The following is an 18,742-nucleotide window of genomic DNA, read 5'->3' on the forward strand; positions in this document are numbered from 1 at the left end:
TATGTGTTTAGTTCAAAATTGCGATAAAGTCGTATCTCAAGTAAATATTGGGAATAATTATGGGCCTTTCTATAATGGGGTTGTTCAGTCTCGAATATCATCTTATTTTGAACGGTTGTGTAATGAAATCGAGAATAATACAACTGAAGAAATAATTGATGAGCTTCGTGAATATCATACTGTACTTGATGGCACAAAAGGGTTAGAAGATAAACTGCAGGATGGATGTTTTCCTCGATTAAAGATCGATGAAGCTAGAAGACAAAAAGAAGCATATGCCAAAAAAGCCACAAGATTCGAGTGTTACCCATCGGCTCAGAAAATAAATCTTCTATTATTTGCAAAAATAAAAAACGAATTTAATGCGTATATCTTTCCTATGATACAACGCAACGAACCTATTAATGTTGTTATACAAAAGGTTTATGAGCAGATAGTTACGCCAATCATGGATAGGCTAGATGTTGATGGTTGCCATGATGAGTACCTTAATTATACTTCAGATCACATTTATGGCATGATATACTATCTTACAGGTATGTGCCATCTTAATTGGAAAGATTATGATAACATATAATCCAGCTTTTGATTTATATCATTGTATTTATCGCATGGCTCATATCATTGAGCGTTTCAACGATGGTGAGTGCTTTGAGATTGACAAGGTACGTATATGGGACTTTTATTTACTATTCCCGTCAAAACTATACAACTTGTCGTTGAAGAAGACTGAAAAGGAAGTTAGAGAGGCTCGCAAACAATTAGCAATAATCAAAAACAACCCATATGATTATAGCGGAGATAATAGAAAGCTTTTTGAATGGATAAAACCTTTTCAGATATCAGCTCTTAACTGCCTTGTCTCATGTGGTATTATCAATAAAAATGAGTATTTAAATAATCGCGTTTGCATTGCAAGTCGCCAAGCACTGAATGATTTTGTTAATCAAGCGGGGCATTTCTCGCCCTCGGAGAATAATACTCTTTCTTTTATGAGTATCTTTTCACGCCATATGTCTTTATCAGGGATAGATGGACTTAAGGCAAGAACTAAATTACTAGAGTTTAAATATGATGCAGAATAATCTATTTCTTCGTCGTTTGGTCATTCTCACAGAACAAGACAATGTTGCATACGACGAAAAGTTTCACCGAGGTGTAAACATCATTCGTGGTCAAAATAGTAGTGGAAAATCCACCATAATTCGCTTTATCTTCTACATTCTTGGTGGATGTTATGGCGATTTTGTTCCTGAAGCTCTTCGTTGTAAACTTGTTATGGCAGAGGTGGAGATAAACGGGCAGATACTTATGCTGAAGCGATATTTGGAAAAGACAGAAGATGGGAGTAAAGTGAATAGGAAAACCCCATTGTATATTTATTATGGCAGTATGGCCGAATGTAAAAATGATCGAAAACCAGAAAAATGGCAAAAATATGGTTATAATACCACAGCCGACCGTCGCAGTTTTTCCAATGTGCTGTTCGAGATTATGGGATTACCAGAGTTTAAGGCCGACAGTAATATTACAATGCACCAGATATTACGACTAATTTATCTTGACCAAGAATCCCCTTTGTCTTCTTTGTTCTTCTTCGAGATATTTGACAAGGAGATTATTCGTGAAACTGTAGCAGAATTATTGATGGGGCTTTACAATGAGAATTTGAGCAGTGATAAGCTTACCCAGATAGAAATTAATAAGAGGATAGATGAGATAAAACAGTCTATCAAAATTTCACTTGAATTTCTTTCGGACCCTACGCAACAATCTCCCACAATTATTAAAAGATTTATCTCAAGTTTGTCAGATGAAATTCAGAGAATTACCGAAGAGGTTAGTAGTCTTCGTAAGAGTGATATGACGAATCATAAAGTACAATCTCTAGAATATCAGCGCCTGCGGTTAGAGGTGACCAAATTACGTAGTAACTATGTTGGCATTGATGATAAGATAGAACTCCTTAAAGCAGATATTGAAGATTCCAACTATTTCATCAAAACACTTGAAAAGAAAATATCTGCTCTTGACCGTTCTATAGCTACTCGTACTTATTTTGACAAACTTCATTTGGCATACTGTCCAGAATGTCTTTCCAAAATTGATGAGGATAATGTAGAAGAAGGGCATTGCCGTCTATGCAAATCACCAATCGATAATTCTAAGGGTAAGTCACAGGCAATACGTATTAAATTGGAATTGGAATTCCAGATTAGAGAGTCTCAATCACTCTTGAATAATAACAATAAAGTTTTGCAAGAATTGAAAACTCAACGTAAAGGCTATAAAGATCAATTGAATGTAGCTCAAAAACAATACGATACTGCTATCAGCCATGTTAGAAGTACTAGAGAAGAGCAAATAGATAAGCTCATACAGGATAAAGGCTACAAAGAGGGTGAAATCAGACAATACCAAACTATGCTAGAACAAGCTGAAAAGTATGAAAAACTGGTTAACGAGCTTAAAGAACTTAAGACAAAAAAAGATAAGTTAGATAGTCGTATTAAGAATGCGGAATTAAAAATCAAACAAAAACGTATTCAGATTGAAAACGTTATTACTATGAATGGTGTTTACCTGCTTAAGAACGACCAGGATCGTCAGGCAGAATTTCGCAATGCCACAAGTTTTAAAATGGACTTTGGTCAGAATGTAGCATATATGACAGATCGGCATGTTAAATTGTCTGCATCATCTAGTTTCTATCTTAAGATGACAGCTCGCTTTGCGTTGTTTCTAGCTTCAGTAGAAACAGAGACAATGATGTATCCACGTCTTATTTTCTCTGATAATATGGAAGATAAAGGATTGGAAGAAAATCGCTCTCGCAATTTTCAGAGCACATTGATCAAGCGTTTAGCTGATATTGGCAATCCTAATTACCAGGTAATTTTCGCAACATCAAGTATTGCTAAAGAGCTGGATAATCCGGAATATACTATAGGCGAATATTATACTGAGGAAAATAAAAGCCTGAAAATAAAATGTTAGTTTTATTCACCTGCTTTGTTTTCTGAAATATTCTTTTATTTTTGCGATATAAAAATAAAATTATTAATCTAATTGTATTATATGAAAATTATTGGAATTAAAGTGCACGATGGATTTGACTCTGTACTGAAAGTACTTAAAAAAAAAACATGGTATTCTTTTGGGGAATACCAAGAACCAACCGAAGAAAATAGCTGGAAATTTGAGAAGAGTGACAATACGGAATTCTATTCAAATATATACAAGTCAGTAGTCAATAAAGATTTTTCTTCTACATTTAGTATATCAGTCTCAAGCATTGTTGGTAAAAATGGATCAGGCAAATCTTCTTTATTGGAAATAATGTTCCGAATAATTAATAATTTTGCCTACAAAATTATTGACGTTAATGATATTGATAAGCAAAAAGATAAGAATAAAAGTTATAGTGGTAGGACGCTATGCCACGCTGGTGGTTTCTCGGCTTCTTTATTTTTTGAAACAGACGGAAAACTTGGAATTATAAAGAGTGATTATGAAAAAATTTCTTTTAGGTACATTGATGCACATAATCAAAAGAATATACATATTAAGGTAGATGAGAATTTTTCTAAGTATATATCAAAGACCAAGCGAAATACAATTCTTTCTTATTTCTTTTACACGATATGTACTAATTACAGCATATATTCGTTTAATGAAAATGATTTCTGTTCTTCAACCTTAACTAACCCTGACGGTGATGATGGAGTTGATGGAAAGTGGATTAGTGGTATATTACATAAGAATGATGGCTACTTATCTCCGATTGTTGTTACACCATATAGGGATGAGAGTGGAAATATAGATGTAGAGAATGAACAAGAATTGGCGGAGCAAAGATTGGCAACGATGGCTGTACTGTTTCAATCTCAAGGCAAGGATTTCATGGATTCATATAAGCCAGCATATATTGAGTATAGATTTAATGAGGGAATGAATAAAATATTTGAGAAGAAATTCATAAATTTATGTCAGGACAGATTGCCTATGGATTTTAAAAAGTACGACAATATTCTTAGTGAATTTAGAAATGAATGGACAGAAGTTTTATCGCACAAGCCTTATTCATCTAATACGTATCATTCTGCTATAATAGAGTGTAGTATTATGTATCTGACATATAAAGCACTTAAAGTCTGTCTGAACTATCCATCTTTTGGCGAAATATTAGGAATAAGAGGATTAGAGCAAGACGAGATAGAGCCATCAAAAGATTGTTGGAGTAAGTTCCATAATTCGAAGCAGCCATCCAATTCAGACCTTAGATATATGTGTAGAGTTGAAACTTCAGATGAATGCTATAAAAATGTAGTATCAGAATTATTATCTGATAAAGAAAAGACTCATATCACAAGAAAAATTAGGCAAGTATTAAGTTTTGTAAAGAGAGGTGTATTTAAGGTGACATATGCACCCAAGGCTGATCCGATGTATATTACAGGAGTTCGCAAAATTACAATAAAAAAATTGATTGAAAGTAATCTTCAATTTGATAATCGGCATCGTAATGCGAAAGCTATAATTGCTAAGTATTCAACATACGATGAGGCTGCTCAAATATTACCACCTGCATTCATAGAATGGCATGTCTATTTCCTAAAAACAGGAGAAGAGATAAATCCTGCTACGGATAATGGTATTACTCTTGGCAAAATGAGTAGTGGAGAAAAACAGTTTATGGAAAGTGCTAGTTATATTCTCTATCATATTAAGAATATCGAGAGTATTAGGAAGGATGATAATAGAATGGCGTATCATCATATTAATATCGTATTGGATGAGGCAGAGTTGTACTTCCATCCTGAATATCAAAGAACGCTAGTGTATAAAATGATTGAAATGCTTTCGTGGAGTCATATTGATGGGACTAAAATACGTTCAGTCAATTTTCTTATTGTAACCCATTCGCCATTCGTTTTGTCGGATGTGCCTATCAATCGTGTTCTGTACCTAGAGGATGGAAAAGCAAATTCTAACTGCGAAAGAAAAGAAATCTTTGCTGCGAATGTTAACGATATTCTATATAGTAAGTTTTTCTTGAATAACACCATGGGAGAAGTTGCAAGGAAGAACGCGGAAATTATAGTTAAAGCTTATAAGGATATTAAAGCCAATAAGGATATTAAAACTAATGAGCCCAAATTATCTATTGTTGACAAAATATGTAATAATAAAGAGTATTATCAGCAATTTATTGAACTTGTGGCTGATCATTATATTATGAAAACCTTAAAAGATATGTTAGATAAAATTTTAATTACTAACGATGACATAGGTGATAGAATAGCAAGACTTAAGGAAAAACGTGATATCTTGGATAAGGAGATAAGTGGATTGGAAAACTCTCAAAATAATCATAATGAAAAGAATAATCTATCCTACTAACGCAGTTACGAAAGATAAATTCGAGGGTGACTATAAAGCCATTTTCTCAACTAATTATACGAAAATGCAGGGCGTTTGGGAAAAATTGTGCAATCAACTTCGGGACTATAGCCAGCATAGTGAGTATTATCCTGACGATATCCAATCATTATTTATATCCCCTTATCATGATTTAGTTGATGTTTACATTGATTACATAACAATTAAGAATATAAGTAAGAAAAAGAATGATTCGAATTTTTTAGATCTTCATAAAAAATTAGTTAAGTTGTTCAATTATTCTGGAGAACGAGCTACTATTGTTAGCGCATATCAGCCTAGAATAGCAAAGTTCTTTATGGATAATTCTGATTTGCTTAATATCCATTCATGTTTCTATTGTGAGACAAGCTATATCAATAGCTATGGATTTAATACTGTCTATCAAGATTTTGGCGATTTCTTATTGAACGCAACAGAGGAAAAAATATGTTATTATATCCGTTCAAAAAATGGGAATGTTCTTAGTGATAGTACAATAAAAAAAATAATGGAGCTTAGGAATAATAGTGATAGAAAAAGTATAGTAATAAATTTTGATAAACTAGGTGTTTGGAGGCATGGGAATCCGAGCAAGAGTAAGCAAGTAAAGGGCACCCTATATAATCATTTTGATTTGGATCACTTTCTCCCAAAGGGTGAGTGCCCTTTAGTTGCATTGTCATTATATAACTTTGTCCCAAGTTGTTCTGTATGCAATGAAAAACTGAAGCACTCAGATAGGGTCGGTGGTTTAGACAAGAATAAATTGTTAAGGTTTAGTCCAACAAGTGACCATTATAAATTTGATAATGAAATATCTATAGTGGTTACTCCAAATCCTAGTATTTCAACGTTACGTGCACAAATGCATGATAAAGATTTTAAAATTGAATTTTTGCCTAACGGTTCAGATCGTGATTATTTGGCAATAGTTAATGAATTCAGGCTAGAAGAGAGATATAATTATCATAAGAAACTTGCCTTAAAAAGATATGATCTCTATCATGACTATAGTGATGCAACCATAACGGCTATAAAAACAACATTGGGGGATATTAAGACAGAAGAAGATATTAAGGAAGATATATTCGGTGAGCGTTTTATCAATGATAATAATAGATGTTTTGGAAAATTGATTAGAGATATCAAGAAACAGTGTCAAAATAAATAAGTAACAAAATTATGGATGAATTAGAAAAAAAATCATTAGAGTTGAAAGAGCTATTGTCAATATATGATACGCAATGGTTTTTGGGAATGCTCTCTTTTTTAATGACCTGTATTACAAATGGTACAGCAGAAAATGAGTTAGGCAAGTTGTCTTCGCCTATGCGTCAGTTATATTTCCTTGGTGGTTTAATGATGACAGGAAAAGAATCAGATGAACACCGAATCGAGTATACAGATGAAGAATGGGAAAGGATAGTACTGTTGTTAAATGATATAGAGGCAGAATATTTTAAAATATTTATGCCAAAAGAAGGTGAACAAGTTACGGAGGAATGGAAAAAGAAAAGAATGGTGGCAATGCCTTCGTTCTTGTCGTATTTTAACCAAGGTCCTTTGAATTTTGAGGAGCAATCTATTTCTTGGATAAGGAAGGTATATACTCCCATGGATAGTATTGTCAATGAGCGACTAGGACTTACCACAGATGATTTCTTGGCTTATTATGATAATGTCGATAAATGGTGCAATGATAATTTTCAAATGTTTAGTTTGACAAATCCCAAAGAATATCCAATGAGGGATAATTGGAAAGAGTATACTAACATGCCTGCAGTAATTAGTGTTAATGTATCTGAATTAATAAAAGACACTATGGCATCCAGATTACCATTAATGACATTTGTAAGAGATTATGGAATAAAAACAAGGTTCCGAACTTCTAATGTGGTCTCAGAAAGATTAAGCAATGATAAAGTAGATAAGATAACATCTTTGCTTTGTTGCAAGCGTAAAGAATCTAATTTCCTTTATTATACTTCTACAACCCCAGGAAATCCTCTGTATTCTACACCTATCATTAAGATAGCGGAAGACATGTATCAGGTGTTTGAAGTAAAACAGCTCTTACATGCAATTGAGGCTTTACTGAATGATACTTGTTCTAGTGATGTTCAGACTGAAACAAAATTGAATAAAAAGAAAGGCGATGTTTTAGAAGATGGTATTGAGGAGCTCTGCAATCGATTTTTTGGCAATCGTGTTAAGAAATATCGTAGTTACTATGTAGATGGATGCGAGCAGGATCTTTTAGTTTTGTGGAAGGATTATGCTTTTATTATCGAAGCTAAAAATTATAAAAAGAAGGAGCCGTTTCGTAATCCTGAGCGTGCATTTAAAAGGATAAAACAAGAATTTGATAAGAGTATTGGATATGCGTTTACACAGTGCAAACGAGTAAGTAAATATTTCAATGATGGAACTCTATTTGATATATGTGATAGTAATGGTAATGTTATAGAGACGATTGATCCAACTAAGTACCAAGATGGTGATTTTTCAATCATTATTAATGTAGCTTCGTTTGGGCAGATTCAAACAGATTTATCTTATCTGCTTGAACTAGAGGATGGTGATAGGTATCCATGGGCTATAAAGTATGATGACTTTGAAGTATTTTTGCTTACCCTTATGCAAAAGAAGAAGAATCCTTACTTCTTAGTCGATTTTCTTATTATGCGTGAATACTTGCATAAGCATTTGGTATGCTCTGATGAATTAGAAATATGTGGTGCTTATCTAACTGGTGATATTACAGATGATATGGCAAAAGATGAATCTACTAGTATAAGCACTATGCCTAATCTTGCAGACATTTTCGATGAGCAATACCGTAAGGGTATGGGATTTGTAAACGAGAAATATTGGAAAGAAAAGCATAGTGGTAAAACTTTATTCTGGTGATAGAATATATGAATATATCTGAAATGGAAATGTTCAATCAATCTTATATAGATTCGTTTCGTGCTGTCTATAGTCTAGTGGGATATGAAGCTGAGCAGTTGTATGAGCTGTACCATTCTACCGCTATAAATGACATTAAAAGCTATCAAAGTAAAATCTTACATAAGGTAGTTCGTGCTACATTTACACTTTTTAAAATTATAACTAGTTTGCGCGATTATAATTCAGCAAGTACGATTCTTCGAATGATAGCAGATAATATGACATCGTATCATATTATTTATCATGAAGAAGATGAGGAGACACGCTTACTTCGTCATTTCCTTTTCGTCATTGATGGGTTGAAGACTAGACTTAAATTTTTAAGTGAACATGACCTTCATTATGATGGTAAGATTAGTAGAAAAGATTATGATGAGCTCTGTTCTAATGTTACAAATGCAATAAGTGATTCTGAGGAAGGTATAATTTTGTGTATTAAGCAGATAAAAAATCTCAGTTTGTATACCAAATACCAGAATAGTATTGATACTTATATAATAAAGAAGAATTGGCAATTCATTAGTATTGATAACCCTGTTGGGCGCTACAAATGGGAGGACATGTATAAATTGTTTGATTCAAATAAGTCTATGGCTGAGATGTTTGTATTTTTATCTCAATTTGTTCATGGATTGAGCATAAGCAATCTAGTTGTTGATGAAACTATCGATAAAACATTTGAACCTTATTATTCATTTGGCATTGCATTGTTGGGTAAAGTTCAACGATATATTGAAAACGATTTCGGATTGTCAAGAGATGAACTTATAGATGGATTTCAATATTCTGATTTTTGCCATAATCTTATACTTTGCCTTAGCGATGACAAGGTAAAGGAAATATTAAAAATGATTGATGATATTGAGAAATAGAAATATACTATATAAATTGTTTATGTGTTATAAATCCTGCTCCCAATGTAGTAGGATTCATAAAAATACAGGATTCAATGATGAAGCTCTTGTTGGATAGATAAGTCGTATATCAATTGCAGCTAAAAATTTAATACCTATTTATCTTAGAAATCAATATATTTAAAACTATCTTAGGGATTTCCAATCAATAGCTGCTAATCCGTTGCAACATTAACTATATAAGTAGGCTAATAATATATGCAAACAAAAGCTGTATATTACATCCTCTGTTTTTGAGAATTGAATTTTGTGGTAGGATTAAATAAGTCAATCTCCAAGTTTACTGTATTTATCTGAAAAGTCCAATCTACACACTTCACAAAATAGTTTTCCGTTATGTGTTGATTTCAAAAGATGTTTAGCTTCTTGAATAACTTTGCTATTGCGTTCTCGAACTAAATGAGTTCTAGTTTTCCATATACTTTTCTCAAATGATAGTGCAGTTAATTCGTTGTGTATATCATGATCAAGCAATCTAAAAGCCCTCCCTACATCGACAAAAAAAAGTTTTTGTTAGAGTTTTTAGTCCTGTTTCCTACATGATTTGGCGAAACGCATTGTTATACAATACGTTAGCTAATGTATAAGAGTCCGTTCTTATACATTTTAGGGAGTGATTAGGCCCTAATCACTCTGCTATCCTACATGCTTTACCGAGTGATTAGGGCCTTATCACTCAAAAGCATTCCGAAAAAGGCGATTTTATTCTCGTTGCGCTTTATGCATTTTGACTATGACAGAATCTGTATACATATTCGTAGTTATGCATACTGAAACACTATACATTTCTAAAAAACGCTACCGATAGCCTTTACATATTCTGAAATCCTTTACTGAAAAAATTGATATGGTGAAATGTATTTACAAATTAGTTTGGTAGCTATATTACATTTACAAAGATAAATGAGATTCCTTTATTTACAATTCTTATGAAAGGCACCATTCTGATTTGCATTACTGATGAAAACATGACCTAATGGTCCAAGAAACAAAAGCGACTTTCGTATTGCGATTGGGGCTAAATCCACCGTTTTAGGGACAAATACGTGCTAATAATGTAGGAATCATGTAGGAAAGATGTAGGAAAAGGCACTCTTATACATGCCTTAATCTATTGACTAGTAATTATTTAAGTCAAAAATGTAGGTAGTGTAGGTAAATTTTCTTTTTTTCTGGAAACTTTTTCAATTTAGGGAAGGTTTACCTGCTAAATTAGCGATGAATCTTTTTATTTTATCAAGTAGCTTTCTGCTTCGCCGACTACTTTAATAGCTAAATATAAAGTATTTAATTGGCACAATAAAAGTGTACAAATTAATTTAGTTATAAACTATAATATTGCTAGCATCTTTTGATAAAGTGGACTAGGGGTTTTGAGAACTTCAAGTGTCTTCTTTTTCTTAATCGAAGAATCTTTTAATACACAAAGTAATTGGATTACGACCAACAGTCATAACATGAATTAAAAAGACAAGGTAACTTTAAAATTCTCAAATAACAAATCAACCTTTAATCACGTTCTTTAATCAAATTATCAAGGAAGTCATCCAAATCTTGGTTCAAACCTTCCATTAAATCACCACCAAGAATAACAGTTTCATCATCAGCAAGGTATAGTTCTGCGATGTTTTCGTTGTCATCATTTTCAAGCACAAAGCTATATGGCTTCAATAAACCAAAGTTATCAACAATTTTACTATTATCATGTAAAATAGAGCGGAAGATATTTGTTATCTGATCATAAAAATCATCATCTTTATTCTCAATCCACTGCTCAACAACACAACGAGTAATTTCCACATCATCATCATCAAAAGCAAGCATCTCACCACTATCCTGACTGACAATAATATGTATATCAGTTAATAATGAAGGATCTTCATTCTCAGGAAACTTCTGAGCTATTTTATGGATGAATCTCTCGATCTGCTGAGTGGTCTGTTCTGTTGGTTTCATATTTGATAATTTAATTGTTAGCAAAGGTAAGAGAAAGGAAAGAGATATCAAAATTTTTTTGACCTTATTTTTTATTCATTCATTAATTTAGTCAATTTTTTCTTAGCCTCAGATATGGTTGGATATAGTTCAAGGGCTTTTTGATAATTTTTGATAGCAGCTTCTTTCATATTCGCAGCTTCACATTCCTTAGCCATGATGACATATTCAACAGCAAGTTTTTTAAGAAATTTCTCTCTCTTTTTTATATTTTCAGTTAATACATCATTCTGTCTTTTCAATTCGTTGATTAAATTCAGCTTTTTGCGGATGTATCTGATAACAGATGGTTTTTCAATATCATATCTGCTATGTATTGCAAGAAAGAAATTATCTAGTGCGGACTGCATATTTCCATTGTCAAAAGCTATGACAGTATCATGGTATTGTTTATCAGCTTTGCTTTGTTTTAAGGCGGTGTTGAGTATAACATCGTCATTATATCCCTTAGCAAAGTTAACGACTTCTTTTCTAATGAAAATATCTTCCCATCTTATAGGTTCCTTTAGACTGATACCTTCCATTGACGTGCATCTAGATAGGGCTACATAAGCTTGTCCACCTGCAAATACGCCACCAGTAAAATCAATCTTCACTCGGGAAAATGTCAATCCTTGACTTTTGTGTACCGTTATTGCCCATGCAAGTCTGAGTGGGAACTGTCTATATGTGCCAATTTCATCTTCTTCAATTTTCTTTTCTTTGGCATTAAAGGTATATTTTACGTTACTCCAAATTTCCTGTTCTACCTCGACATCATTACCATTCTCTGTTCGGATCAAAATATAACCATCGTCTGCGCAGTCAAGTCCAATAACTGTACCTAACGTGCCATTTACCCAACGCTTCTTTATGTCATTTTTAATAAACAGAATTTGAGCGCCAAGTTTAAGTTCGAGTTCAATTGGAGTGGGGAGGCTACTTTGAGGAAACTCACCGTTAATGATTCCATAAAACATGGTAGGTTCTTCATCAATCAGCTTCAGTTTCTCATTATTAATGAAATCTACAGTGTCTCTTCTTGTTGATAAAGTAATAGCAAGGCTGGAATCTTTTTCATCCAGTTCTTTGCCCACTCTTTTGTTTAAGATATCCAGGTCTGCTTTCTTAATGTTTGAAGTGCGGATGCGATCAAGAATATCAATAAATAACGGATCGGTTTGTCTATATACCTTTTTTAATTCAATAGATATTAGTTGGAAACTACGGAATATCTTTGCATCAAAGAAGAATTTTGATGGGTAATAGGGTTGTAATATTTTCCATTCATCCTCTTTTAAAACAGGTTCCAGCTGGTAGATATCACCAACAAAGAGCATTTGTTTTCCACCAAATGGCTCTCTCATGTTCCTACAATATATGCGTAAAACCTTATCAATGAAATCGATGATATCCGATCTAACCATACTTATTTCATCAATAATGATTAGTTCAACCTCTTGGATAAGTTTTATTTTCTCAGAATTATACTTTAATGTATTACGTATATTTCTGATAGAAAACTTAACATCATCAGGAAGCAAAGGATAGAATGGCAACTTGAAAAAACTATGCAGCGTTGCACCCCCTGCATTGATAGCTGCTATTCCAGTAGGCGCAAGTATTATATGTTTCTTTTTTGTCGTATTTGCAATATAACGCAAAAAAGTAGATTTACCCGTCCCAGCCTTTCCTGTTAAGAAAAGTGAGCGATGGGTAAAATTAATAATCTGGAGCGCATTCTGCAACTCCAGATTATCTATATCTATGTTCTCGATATTTTCTATTTTGAATAAATTAATTACAAGTTATCAAGATTCACTTGCTGTTCTGTAGCCTTATGTTTCTTTTTTGGCTCGACCGATTTGATAGACTTGTCAGTTACCTTACTTGCCTTTGGAGTTGTACTCTCGTCATCTGATTCTGAATTTCCAGTAATAGGATTTCCATTTTCATCTAAAAGTATTTCCTCTTCAGTAATCACACTATCACGTCGTGCTGTATCTTTCTTAACCGGTTGATAATAACTCTGACATGTATACATATCTCTTGTAATGTCGTCATCATGAGGTTTATCAAACTTACCGTGATATCGCTGGAATGCAGGATCTTTAAACAGTGCTTGTAAGAAATAGCCACAAATCGGCAATGCCGTTCGCGATCCTTGCCCCAAAGCTCCCGTTCGGAAGTGGATGCATCGATATTCTCCACCAACCCATGCACCCACAACAAGTTTAGGACTTACGCCCATAAACCATGCATCAGAGTGATTATTACTTGTTCCTGTCTTACCACCAAATTCTGTATCTCTGTAGTCACCAACATATCCCCAAAGAGACTGTGATGTACCTCCTGCTTCGCGCATACCTCCCTGCAACATCTGCTGCATCAAGAAAGCACTCTTGTAAGGTATGACCTGCTCACTCTTTGTTGGTCCTACGTAAACTTCATTACCATCTTTGTCAACAATTCTTGTAACCAATACAGGATCATGATGCTTACCATTATCAGCGACAACGCAATATGCATTGACCATTTCAAGAAGATTCACATCACTAGATCCTAATGCTAACGAAGGTGTATCATCAAGAGGGCTATTGATACCCATCTTCTTGGCAGTTTCCATGATTCGTTTAATGCCCATTTCTTGTCCAAGACGTACTGCGACAGAATTGACACTCTTTGCAAACGCACTCTTTAGAGGCATTGAATCACCACTGAAAGAACCATTCGCATTACCTGGTGTCCATGTAACAACCTTGTGCTTTAACTTATCATATACTTGCATAGAAATATATTCATCTCTGCGCTTATCACATGGTGTAAGTCCTTGATTCATTGCCTCTGTATAAACAAAGAGCTTAAATGTAGAACCTGGTTGACGCATAGCTGTAGCCTTGTCATATTTCCAAGAATTGAAATCTATATCACCGACCCATGCTTTGACAGCTCCAGATTGAGGTTCCATTGCAACAAATGCACAGTGCATAAATGTTGTCATATATTTGATTGAATCCTCGGAAGTCATAACCTTTGTAATTTCTCCCTTGTCATAATCAAACACTTTCACAGGATGCTTCCATTCTTTGTAATAGTAATTTACAGAGTCTGGGTTATGTGGAAAACGATTCAACAACGCTTTATAGAAAGGCTGATGCTGCGCTATGTTCTGTATGAAATTAGGAATGACCTTGTGATTTTCATCTTGCCAAGGTTCCTGACGCAGCCAATTTGAACTTTGATTGCGATATATATCCCAATGGTTATTAAAATTCTGCTGAACTTGTTTCATCTGCTTTTGGGCAGCTTCTTCAGCATATTTCTGCATACGAGAATCAACAGTAGTATATATCTTTAAACCGCTAGAGTAGAGGTCATATCCATTTTCATCACACCAACTTTTTAGGTAAGTTGCAATTGCTTCACGGAAGTACTTTGCCTGACCATCATAATTCTCTTCAATCTTAAAGTCAAGTTTTATTGGTAATTCCTTTAAAGAATCCATTTCAGTGCGACTTAAATCACCATGAGTTACCATGTTGTTTAGCACTGTGTTACGTCTCTTAATACAATTCTCAGGATTAGTCTTTGGATTATAGTATGATGTTGCCTTCAACATTCCAACCAATACCGCAACTTGATCAGTACTAAGATTTCTAGGTGTCGTGTTATAGTATGTTTTGGCAGCAGTTTTGATACCATAAGAATTTGATCCGAAATCAACTGTATTGGCATACATTGTGATAATCTCTTTCTTAGAATATACTGTCTCAAGTTTTGTTGCAATAATCCATTCCTTACTCTTAACAACAAGGATTTTCAATCCAGGTATTCTTCCCAAAATTCCAGAAGAGTACTGTGATCTCACACGGAACATATTTTTGGCAAGCTGTTGCGTAATCGTAGACGCTCCACGACCATCATGATGCAGTATAGCATCTTTCATCGCACCAAACAATCCAATAGGATCAATTCCCATGTGCTTGTAGAAACGCTCATCCTCTGTATCAATCAGTGCCTTGAAGAATTTAGGATTTACTTCTTCATATTTTACAGGAGTTCTATTCTCATTAAAATATTTACCGATAAGTTTACCATCTGCACTGTAAATTTCAGAAGCTTCACTGGTTTCAGGATCTAGGATACCAGAAAAATAGCCTGGTGATCTACCAAACAACCAAAGAAAGTTCATATCTACCATTCCCAGATAGATAATAAATGCTACAATGCATGAAAGGAAGCCTACCATTGTCTTCGTATACCAAGCGCGCCCTTTATAAAGGGATTTGTACCACGGCCAGAAATGGTGAGCACAACGCAGACTCCATTTAAATAATCTTTTTATCTTATTCATAATTCTATAATTATCTTTTTATGGTGCAAATGTAATAAATATATTAATACTTACACGTTTTTGTCTATGTATTTTAAAATTTCTTCAACGTTGTCTGGGTTAAACCATTTAATAGTCTCGTCTCGTTTAAACCATGTAAGTTGTTTGCGCATGTACCTGCGTGTATTTGATTGAATCTGTCTGATGGCTTCATCTAGTGTTAACAATCCATCTAGATAATCTATAATTTCCTTATAGCCTACAGTGTTCAGTGAATTTAAATGTCGGAAGTCATACAGTTTTAATGTTTCATCTATAAGCCCTGAATCAATCATCTCTAAAACACGATTATTGATTCTTTCATATAACTCTTCACGATCACGATTTAATCCGATTTTTAAAATATTAAATGGTCGGTCCTTATGTGTGTTTCGTCTAAAAGATGTATATGTTTTCCCTGTCATTAAACAGATTTCCAAAGCATGTATAACCCTGCGTGGATTTTTTTTATCTACAATATTCCAATGCTCAGGGTCCAATACTTTTAACTGCTCAACGAGTTTATCCAACCCGTTTTTTTCAAAATCATTTTTTAATTTTTCCCTAGTAACTTCATCGATAGTAGGGATGTCATCAATACCTTTGCAAACAGCATCGATATACATCATGCTTCCACCTGACATTAACAAACTATCGTGTTTATCTTTGAAGAGCTGATCTATCAAATTGATAGCATCCTCTTCAAACATGGCTGCGCTATAATAATCAGTAACACTGTGATTACCAACAAAATAATGCAAAACATCACGTTGTTGTTTTTGGGTTGGAGCCGCTGTGCCAATTGGCATCTCGGCAAATATCTGTCTAGAATCAGCATTAATAATAGGTGATTCTAGATGTTTGGCTATGTTCAGACATAATTCAGTCTTTCCAACGCCAGTGGGTCCAAGAACAACAACGAGAGTTTTCATCTATCTGATAATGCCTCGTTTAGAGGTTTCTACAAAATCTATTATATATTGGATTTCAGGAGTGATTTGTAGATTTTTCTTTATTTCATCAATACCTTCAGCTATGATGCCTTTTGAATATAGTAATCTGTAAGCTGAATGAATATGCTCGATCAACTCGTTGCTAAATCCTCTACGTCTCAGTCCAATAAGATTTAATCCACAATATTTTACAGGAAATTTACCTACAATAATATATGGAGGTATATCTTGAGAAAAACGACTTCCACCTTGAACCATAACATATCCACCAATATGACCAAACTGGTGGCATAATACAGCAGCACTTATAATGGCATTATCATCAATAGTAACTTCGCCAGCCAATTTAGTAGAATTTCCGATTATCAATCCATTTCCCAACAAACAATCATGAGCAACATGCATATTCTCCATAAGCAAATTATTGCTTCCAACTATTGTTGTTCCTTTAGATGCAGTACCTCTTGAAATGGTTACATTTTCACGTATACTATTGTTGTCACCAATTTGACACGTTGTAATCTCTCCGTTGAATTTTAAATCCTGAGGTTTTGTTGAAATGCTGGTACCTGGGAAAAATTCATTTCCATTACCAATTCGTGCACCAACACTGACTGTTACGCTGTTCTGCATTATATTGTTATCACCAATGACTGTATCACGGTCAATATAACAGAACGGGCCAATAATATTATTATCTCCTAATTTTGCCTCGGGATGAACAAAGGCAAGTGGACTAATTTGATTCATATATAAATTACTTATTTTTTACTATTTGTGCTGTAAATGTTGCTTCGGAAACAACTTGATCTCCAACAAACATATATCCTTTCATTGAACTTATGCCGTGTCTTACAGGGCTTAAAAGTTCAACTCTAAATAGTAAAGTGTCTCCTGGAACAACCTTCTGGCGAAACTTCACATCGTCAATTTTCAAAAAATATGTTGAATATCTCTCTGGGTTTTCAAGTTGGCTAAGAACCAACAGACCACCACATTGAGCCATAGCCTCAATCATTAAAACACCTGGCATAACTGGTTCGTTAGGGAAGTGACCTGTAAAAAATGGTTCATTAGCCGTTACATTTTTTACGCCAACGATGCTTGTTGAGCCAATAGATGTAATTTTATCCACTAGCTGCATAGGATATCTATGTGGCAACAATTCGCGAATGCGAATATTGTCCATAATAGGCTCATCATTAGGATTATATATCGGAGCTTGAACTTCGTGCTTGCGTATTTCTTTACGCATAAGTCTGGCAAACTTATTGTTGATCGTATGACCAGGTCTTGTAGCTATAATTCTACCCTTAATAGGTTTACCTATAAGAGCCATATCACCGATAATATCAAGAAGTTTATGACGTGTGCATTCGTTTTCCCACATAAGTGGCTTATGCTGAATGTAACCAACTTTAGTGGCATTCATGTGAGGAACTTTCAATACGTCAGCAAGACGATCAAGTTTCTCTTGACTAACCTCACGTTCGTATATAACAATCGCATTATCTAAATCGCCACCTTTAATTAAATTAGCTTCAAGCAAAGGAACAATATCACGTACAAAAACAAAAGTTCTTGCAGCAGCAATTTCTTCATCGAAAGTACTTGTATTATCAAGTGTTGCAAATTGACTATTGATAAACTTAGAATTAAAAGAGCACATTGCTGTTAAACTAAACTGATCATCAGGAAGAATAGTTATAACAGAACCTGTTTCTTCATCCTTTATTTCTAATTTATGGCGAATGATATAATAATCTTTAGCAGCATTCTGCTCTACAGTGCCAATTTCTTTGATTTTCTGGATGTACATTGCTGCAGAACCATCCAATATAGGAAATTCTGGTCCGTTTACTTGGATAAGGCAATTATCTATGCCTGAAGCATAAAGAGCAGCCATACCATGCTCTATTGTAGAAACCTTTACATCACCTTTTGCAAGGACTGTACCTCTTTGAGTATCAACCACATTTTCTGCAATAGCATCTATAATTGGTTGTCCATCAACGTCTATTCTCTGAATTTTATATCCAGTATTTTCTGGAGCAGGATTAAATGTAACCGTAAGATCTAATCCAGTATGCAATCCTTTTCCAAAGAGAGAAAAACTACCCTTTAGAGTTGTTTGCTTTGTAGTTTCCATATCT

Annotated in this window: 13 protein-coding genes; 7 read left to right on the plus strand and 6 right to left on the minus strand. The window is 34.1% G+C overall.

Features of this window, described 5'->3' with window-relative positions; translation table 11 throughout:
• Nucleotide 1 precedes the first annotated feature (1 nt).
• From HEQ28_RS03190 to HEQ28_RS03220, 7 genes are all read left to right on the plus strand, one after another.
• Nucleotides 2–577 (plus strand): ABC-three component system protein, encoded by a 576-nt coding sequence (locus HEQ28_RS03190; RefSeq protein WP_434503740.1) that lies wholly within the window; start codon nt 2–4, stop codon nt 575–577.
• Entirely contained in the window at nt 564–1,085 is a 522-nt protein-coding gene (locus HEQ28_RS03195; RefSeq protein WP_434503741.1) for an ABC-three component system middle component 5, read from the plus strand. The genes HEQ28_RS03190 and HEQ28_RS03195 overlap by 14 nt, the downstream gene beginning before the upstream one ends.
• Entirely contained in the window at nt 1,072–2,997 is a 1,926-nt protein-coding gene (locus HEQ28_RS03200) for a hypothetical protein (protein WP_434503742.1), read from the plus strand. Before HEQ28_RS03195 ends, HEQ28_RS03200 begins: the two co-directional genes overlap by 14 nt.
• Before the next feature lie 81 nt (nt 2,998–3,078).
• A complete protein-coding gene (locus HEQ28_RS03205; RefSeq protein ID WP_434503743.1) occupies nt 3,079–5,403 on the plus strand; it encodes a hypothetical protein in 2,325 nt (774 codons plus the stop codon).
• Nucleotides 5,378–6,595: a hypothetical protein gene (locus HEQ28_RS03210; protein ID WP_434503744.1), complete on the plus strand. Its 1,218-nt coding sequence runs from the start codon at nt 5,378–5,380 to the stop codon at nt 6,593–6,595. Before HEQ28_RS03205 ends, HEQ28_RS03210 begins: the two co-directional genes overlap by 26 nt.
• A gap of 101 nt (nt 6,596–6,696) precedes the next feature.
• The gene (locus HEQ28_RS03215) at nt 6,697–8,334 is read left to right on the plus strand and encodes a hypothetical protein (RefSeq protein WP_434503745.1); all 1,638 of its coding nucleotides are present in this window, start codon (nt 6,697–6,699) and stop codon (nt 8,332–8,334) included.
• Nucleotides 8,335–8,342: 8 nt separating this feature from the next.
• Complete coding sequence (locus tag HEQ28_RS03220) at nt 8,343–9,248, plus strand: hypothetical protein (RefSeq protein WP_434503746.1); 906 nt, start codon at nt 8,343–8,345, stop codon at nt 9,246–9,248.
• A 1,551-nt stretch (nt 9,249–10,799) separates the two neighbouring features.
• Here the strand turns inward: HEQ28_RS03220 and HEQ28_RS03225 are convergent.
• From HEQ28_RS03225 to HEQ28_RS03250, 6 genes are all read right to left on the minus strand, one after another.
• Nucleotides 10,800–11,246, minus strand: coding sequence for a hypothetical protein (locus tag HEQ28_RS03225; RefSeq protein WP_207154164.1), 447 nt, complete (start codon nt 11,244–11,246; stop codon nt 10,800–10,802).
• Between the two features lie 71 nt (nt 11,247–11,317).
• Complete coding sequence (locus tag HEQ28_RS03230; RefSeq protein ID WP_434503747.1) at nt 11,318–13,012, minus strand: ATP-dependent DNA helicase; 1,695 nt, start codon at nt 13,010–13,012, stop codon at nt 11,318–11,320.
• Nucleotides 13,013–13,065: 53 nt separating this feature from the next.
• Nucleotides 13,066–15,618, minus strand: coding sequence for a transglycosylase domain-containing protein (locus HEQ28_RS03235; protein WP_434503748.1), 2,553 nt, complete (start codon nt 15,616–15,618; stop codon nt 13,066–13,068).
• A gap of 50 nt (nt 15,619–15,668) precedes the next feature.
• The gene (gene miaA, locus HEQ28_RS03240) at nt 15,669–16,568 is read right to left on the minus strand and encodes a tRNA (adenosine(37)-N6)-dimethylallyltransferase MiaA (protein ID WP_434503749.1); all 900 of its coding nucleotides are present in this window, start codon (nt 16,566–16,568) and stop codon (nt 15,669–15,671) included.
• Nucleotides 16,569–17,339: an acyl-ACP--UDP-N-acetylglucosamine O-acyltransferase gene (gene lpxA, locus HEQ28_RS03245; RefSeq protein ID WP_434503750.1), complete on the minus strand. Its 771-nt coding sequence runs from the start codon at nt 17,337–17,339 to the stop codon at nt 16,569–16,571. It lies immediately after the preceding gene.
• 7 nt (nt 17,340–17,346) lie between these two features.
• A complete protein-coding gene (locus tag HEQ28_RS03250; protein WP_434503751.1) occupies nt 17,347–18,738 on the minus strand; it encodes a bifunctional UDP-3-O-[3-hydroxymyristoyl] N-acetylglucosamine deacetylase/3-hydroxyacyl-ACP dehydratase in 1,392 nt (463 codons plus the stop codon).
• Between the last annotated feature and the right edge of the window lie 4 nt (nt 18,739–18,742).

The sequence above is a fragment of the Prevotella sp. genome (assembly GCF_051059605.1).
In the GTDB taxonomy this organism is placed as follows: Bacteria; Bacteroidota; Bacteroidia; order Bacteroidales; family Bacteroidaceae; genus Prevotella.

Coding starts and splice junctions, on each gene's coding strand:
- HEQ28_RS03190 (WP_434503740.1), top strand. CDS start 2: ATGTGTTTAGTTCAAAATTGCGATAAAGTCGTATCTCAAGTAAATATT.
- HEQ28_RS03195 (WP_434503741.1), top strand. CDS start 564: ATGATAACATATAATCCAGCTTTTGATTTATATCATTGTATTTATCGC.
- HEQ28_RS03200 (WP_434503742.1), top strand. CDS start 1,072: ATGATGCAGAATAATCTATTTCTTCGTCGTTTGGTCATTCTCACAGAA.
- HEQ28_RS03205 (WP_434503743.1), top strand. CDS start 3,079: ATGAAAATTATTGGAATTAAAGTGCACGATGGATTTGACTCTGTACTG.
- HEQ28_RS03210 (WP_434503744.1), top strand. CDS start 5,378: ATGAAAAGAATAATCTATCCTACTAACGCAGTTACGAAAGATAAATTC.
- HEQ28_RS03215 (WP_434503745.1), top strand. CDS start 6,697: ATGACCTGTATTACAAATGGTACAGCAGAAAATGAGTTAGGCAAGTTG.
- HEQ28_RS03220 (WP_434503746.1), top strand. CDS start 8,343: ATGAATATATCTGAAATGGAAATGTTCAATCAATCTTATATAGATTCG.
- HEQ28_RS03225 (WP_207154164.1), bottom strand. CDS start 11,246: ATGAAACCAACAGAACAGACCACTCAGCAGATCGAGAGATTCATCCAT.
- HEQ28_RS03235 (WP_434503748.1), bottom strand. CDS start 15,618: ATGAATAAGATAAAAAGATTATTTAAATGGAGTCTGCGTTGTGCTCAC.
- miaA (WP_434503749.1), bottom strand. CDS start 16,568: ATGAAAACTCTCGTTGTTGTTCTTGGACCCACTGGCGTTGGAAAGACT.
- lpxA (WP_434503750.1), bottom strand. CDS start 17,339: ATGAATCAAATTAGTCCACTTGCCTTTGTTCATCCCGAGGCAAAATTA.
- HEQ28_RS03250 (WP_434503751.1), bottom strand. CDS start 18,738: ATGGAAACTACAAAGCAAACAACTCTAAAGGGTAGTTTTTCTCTCTTT.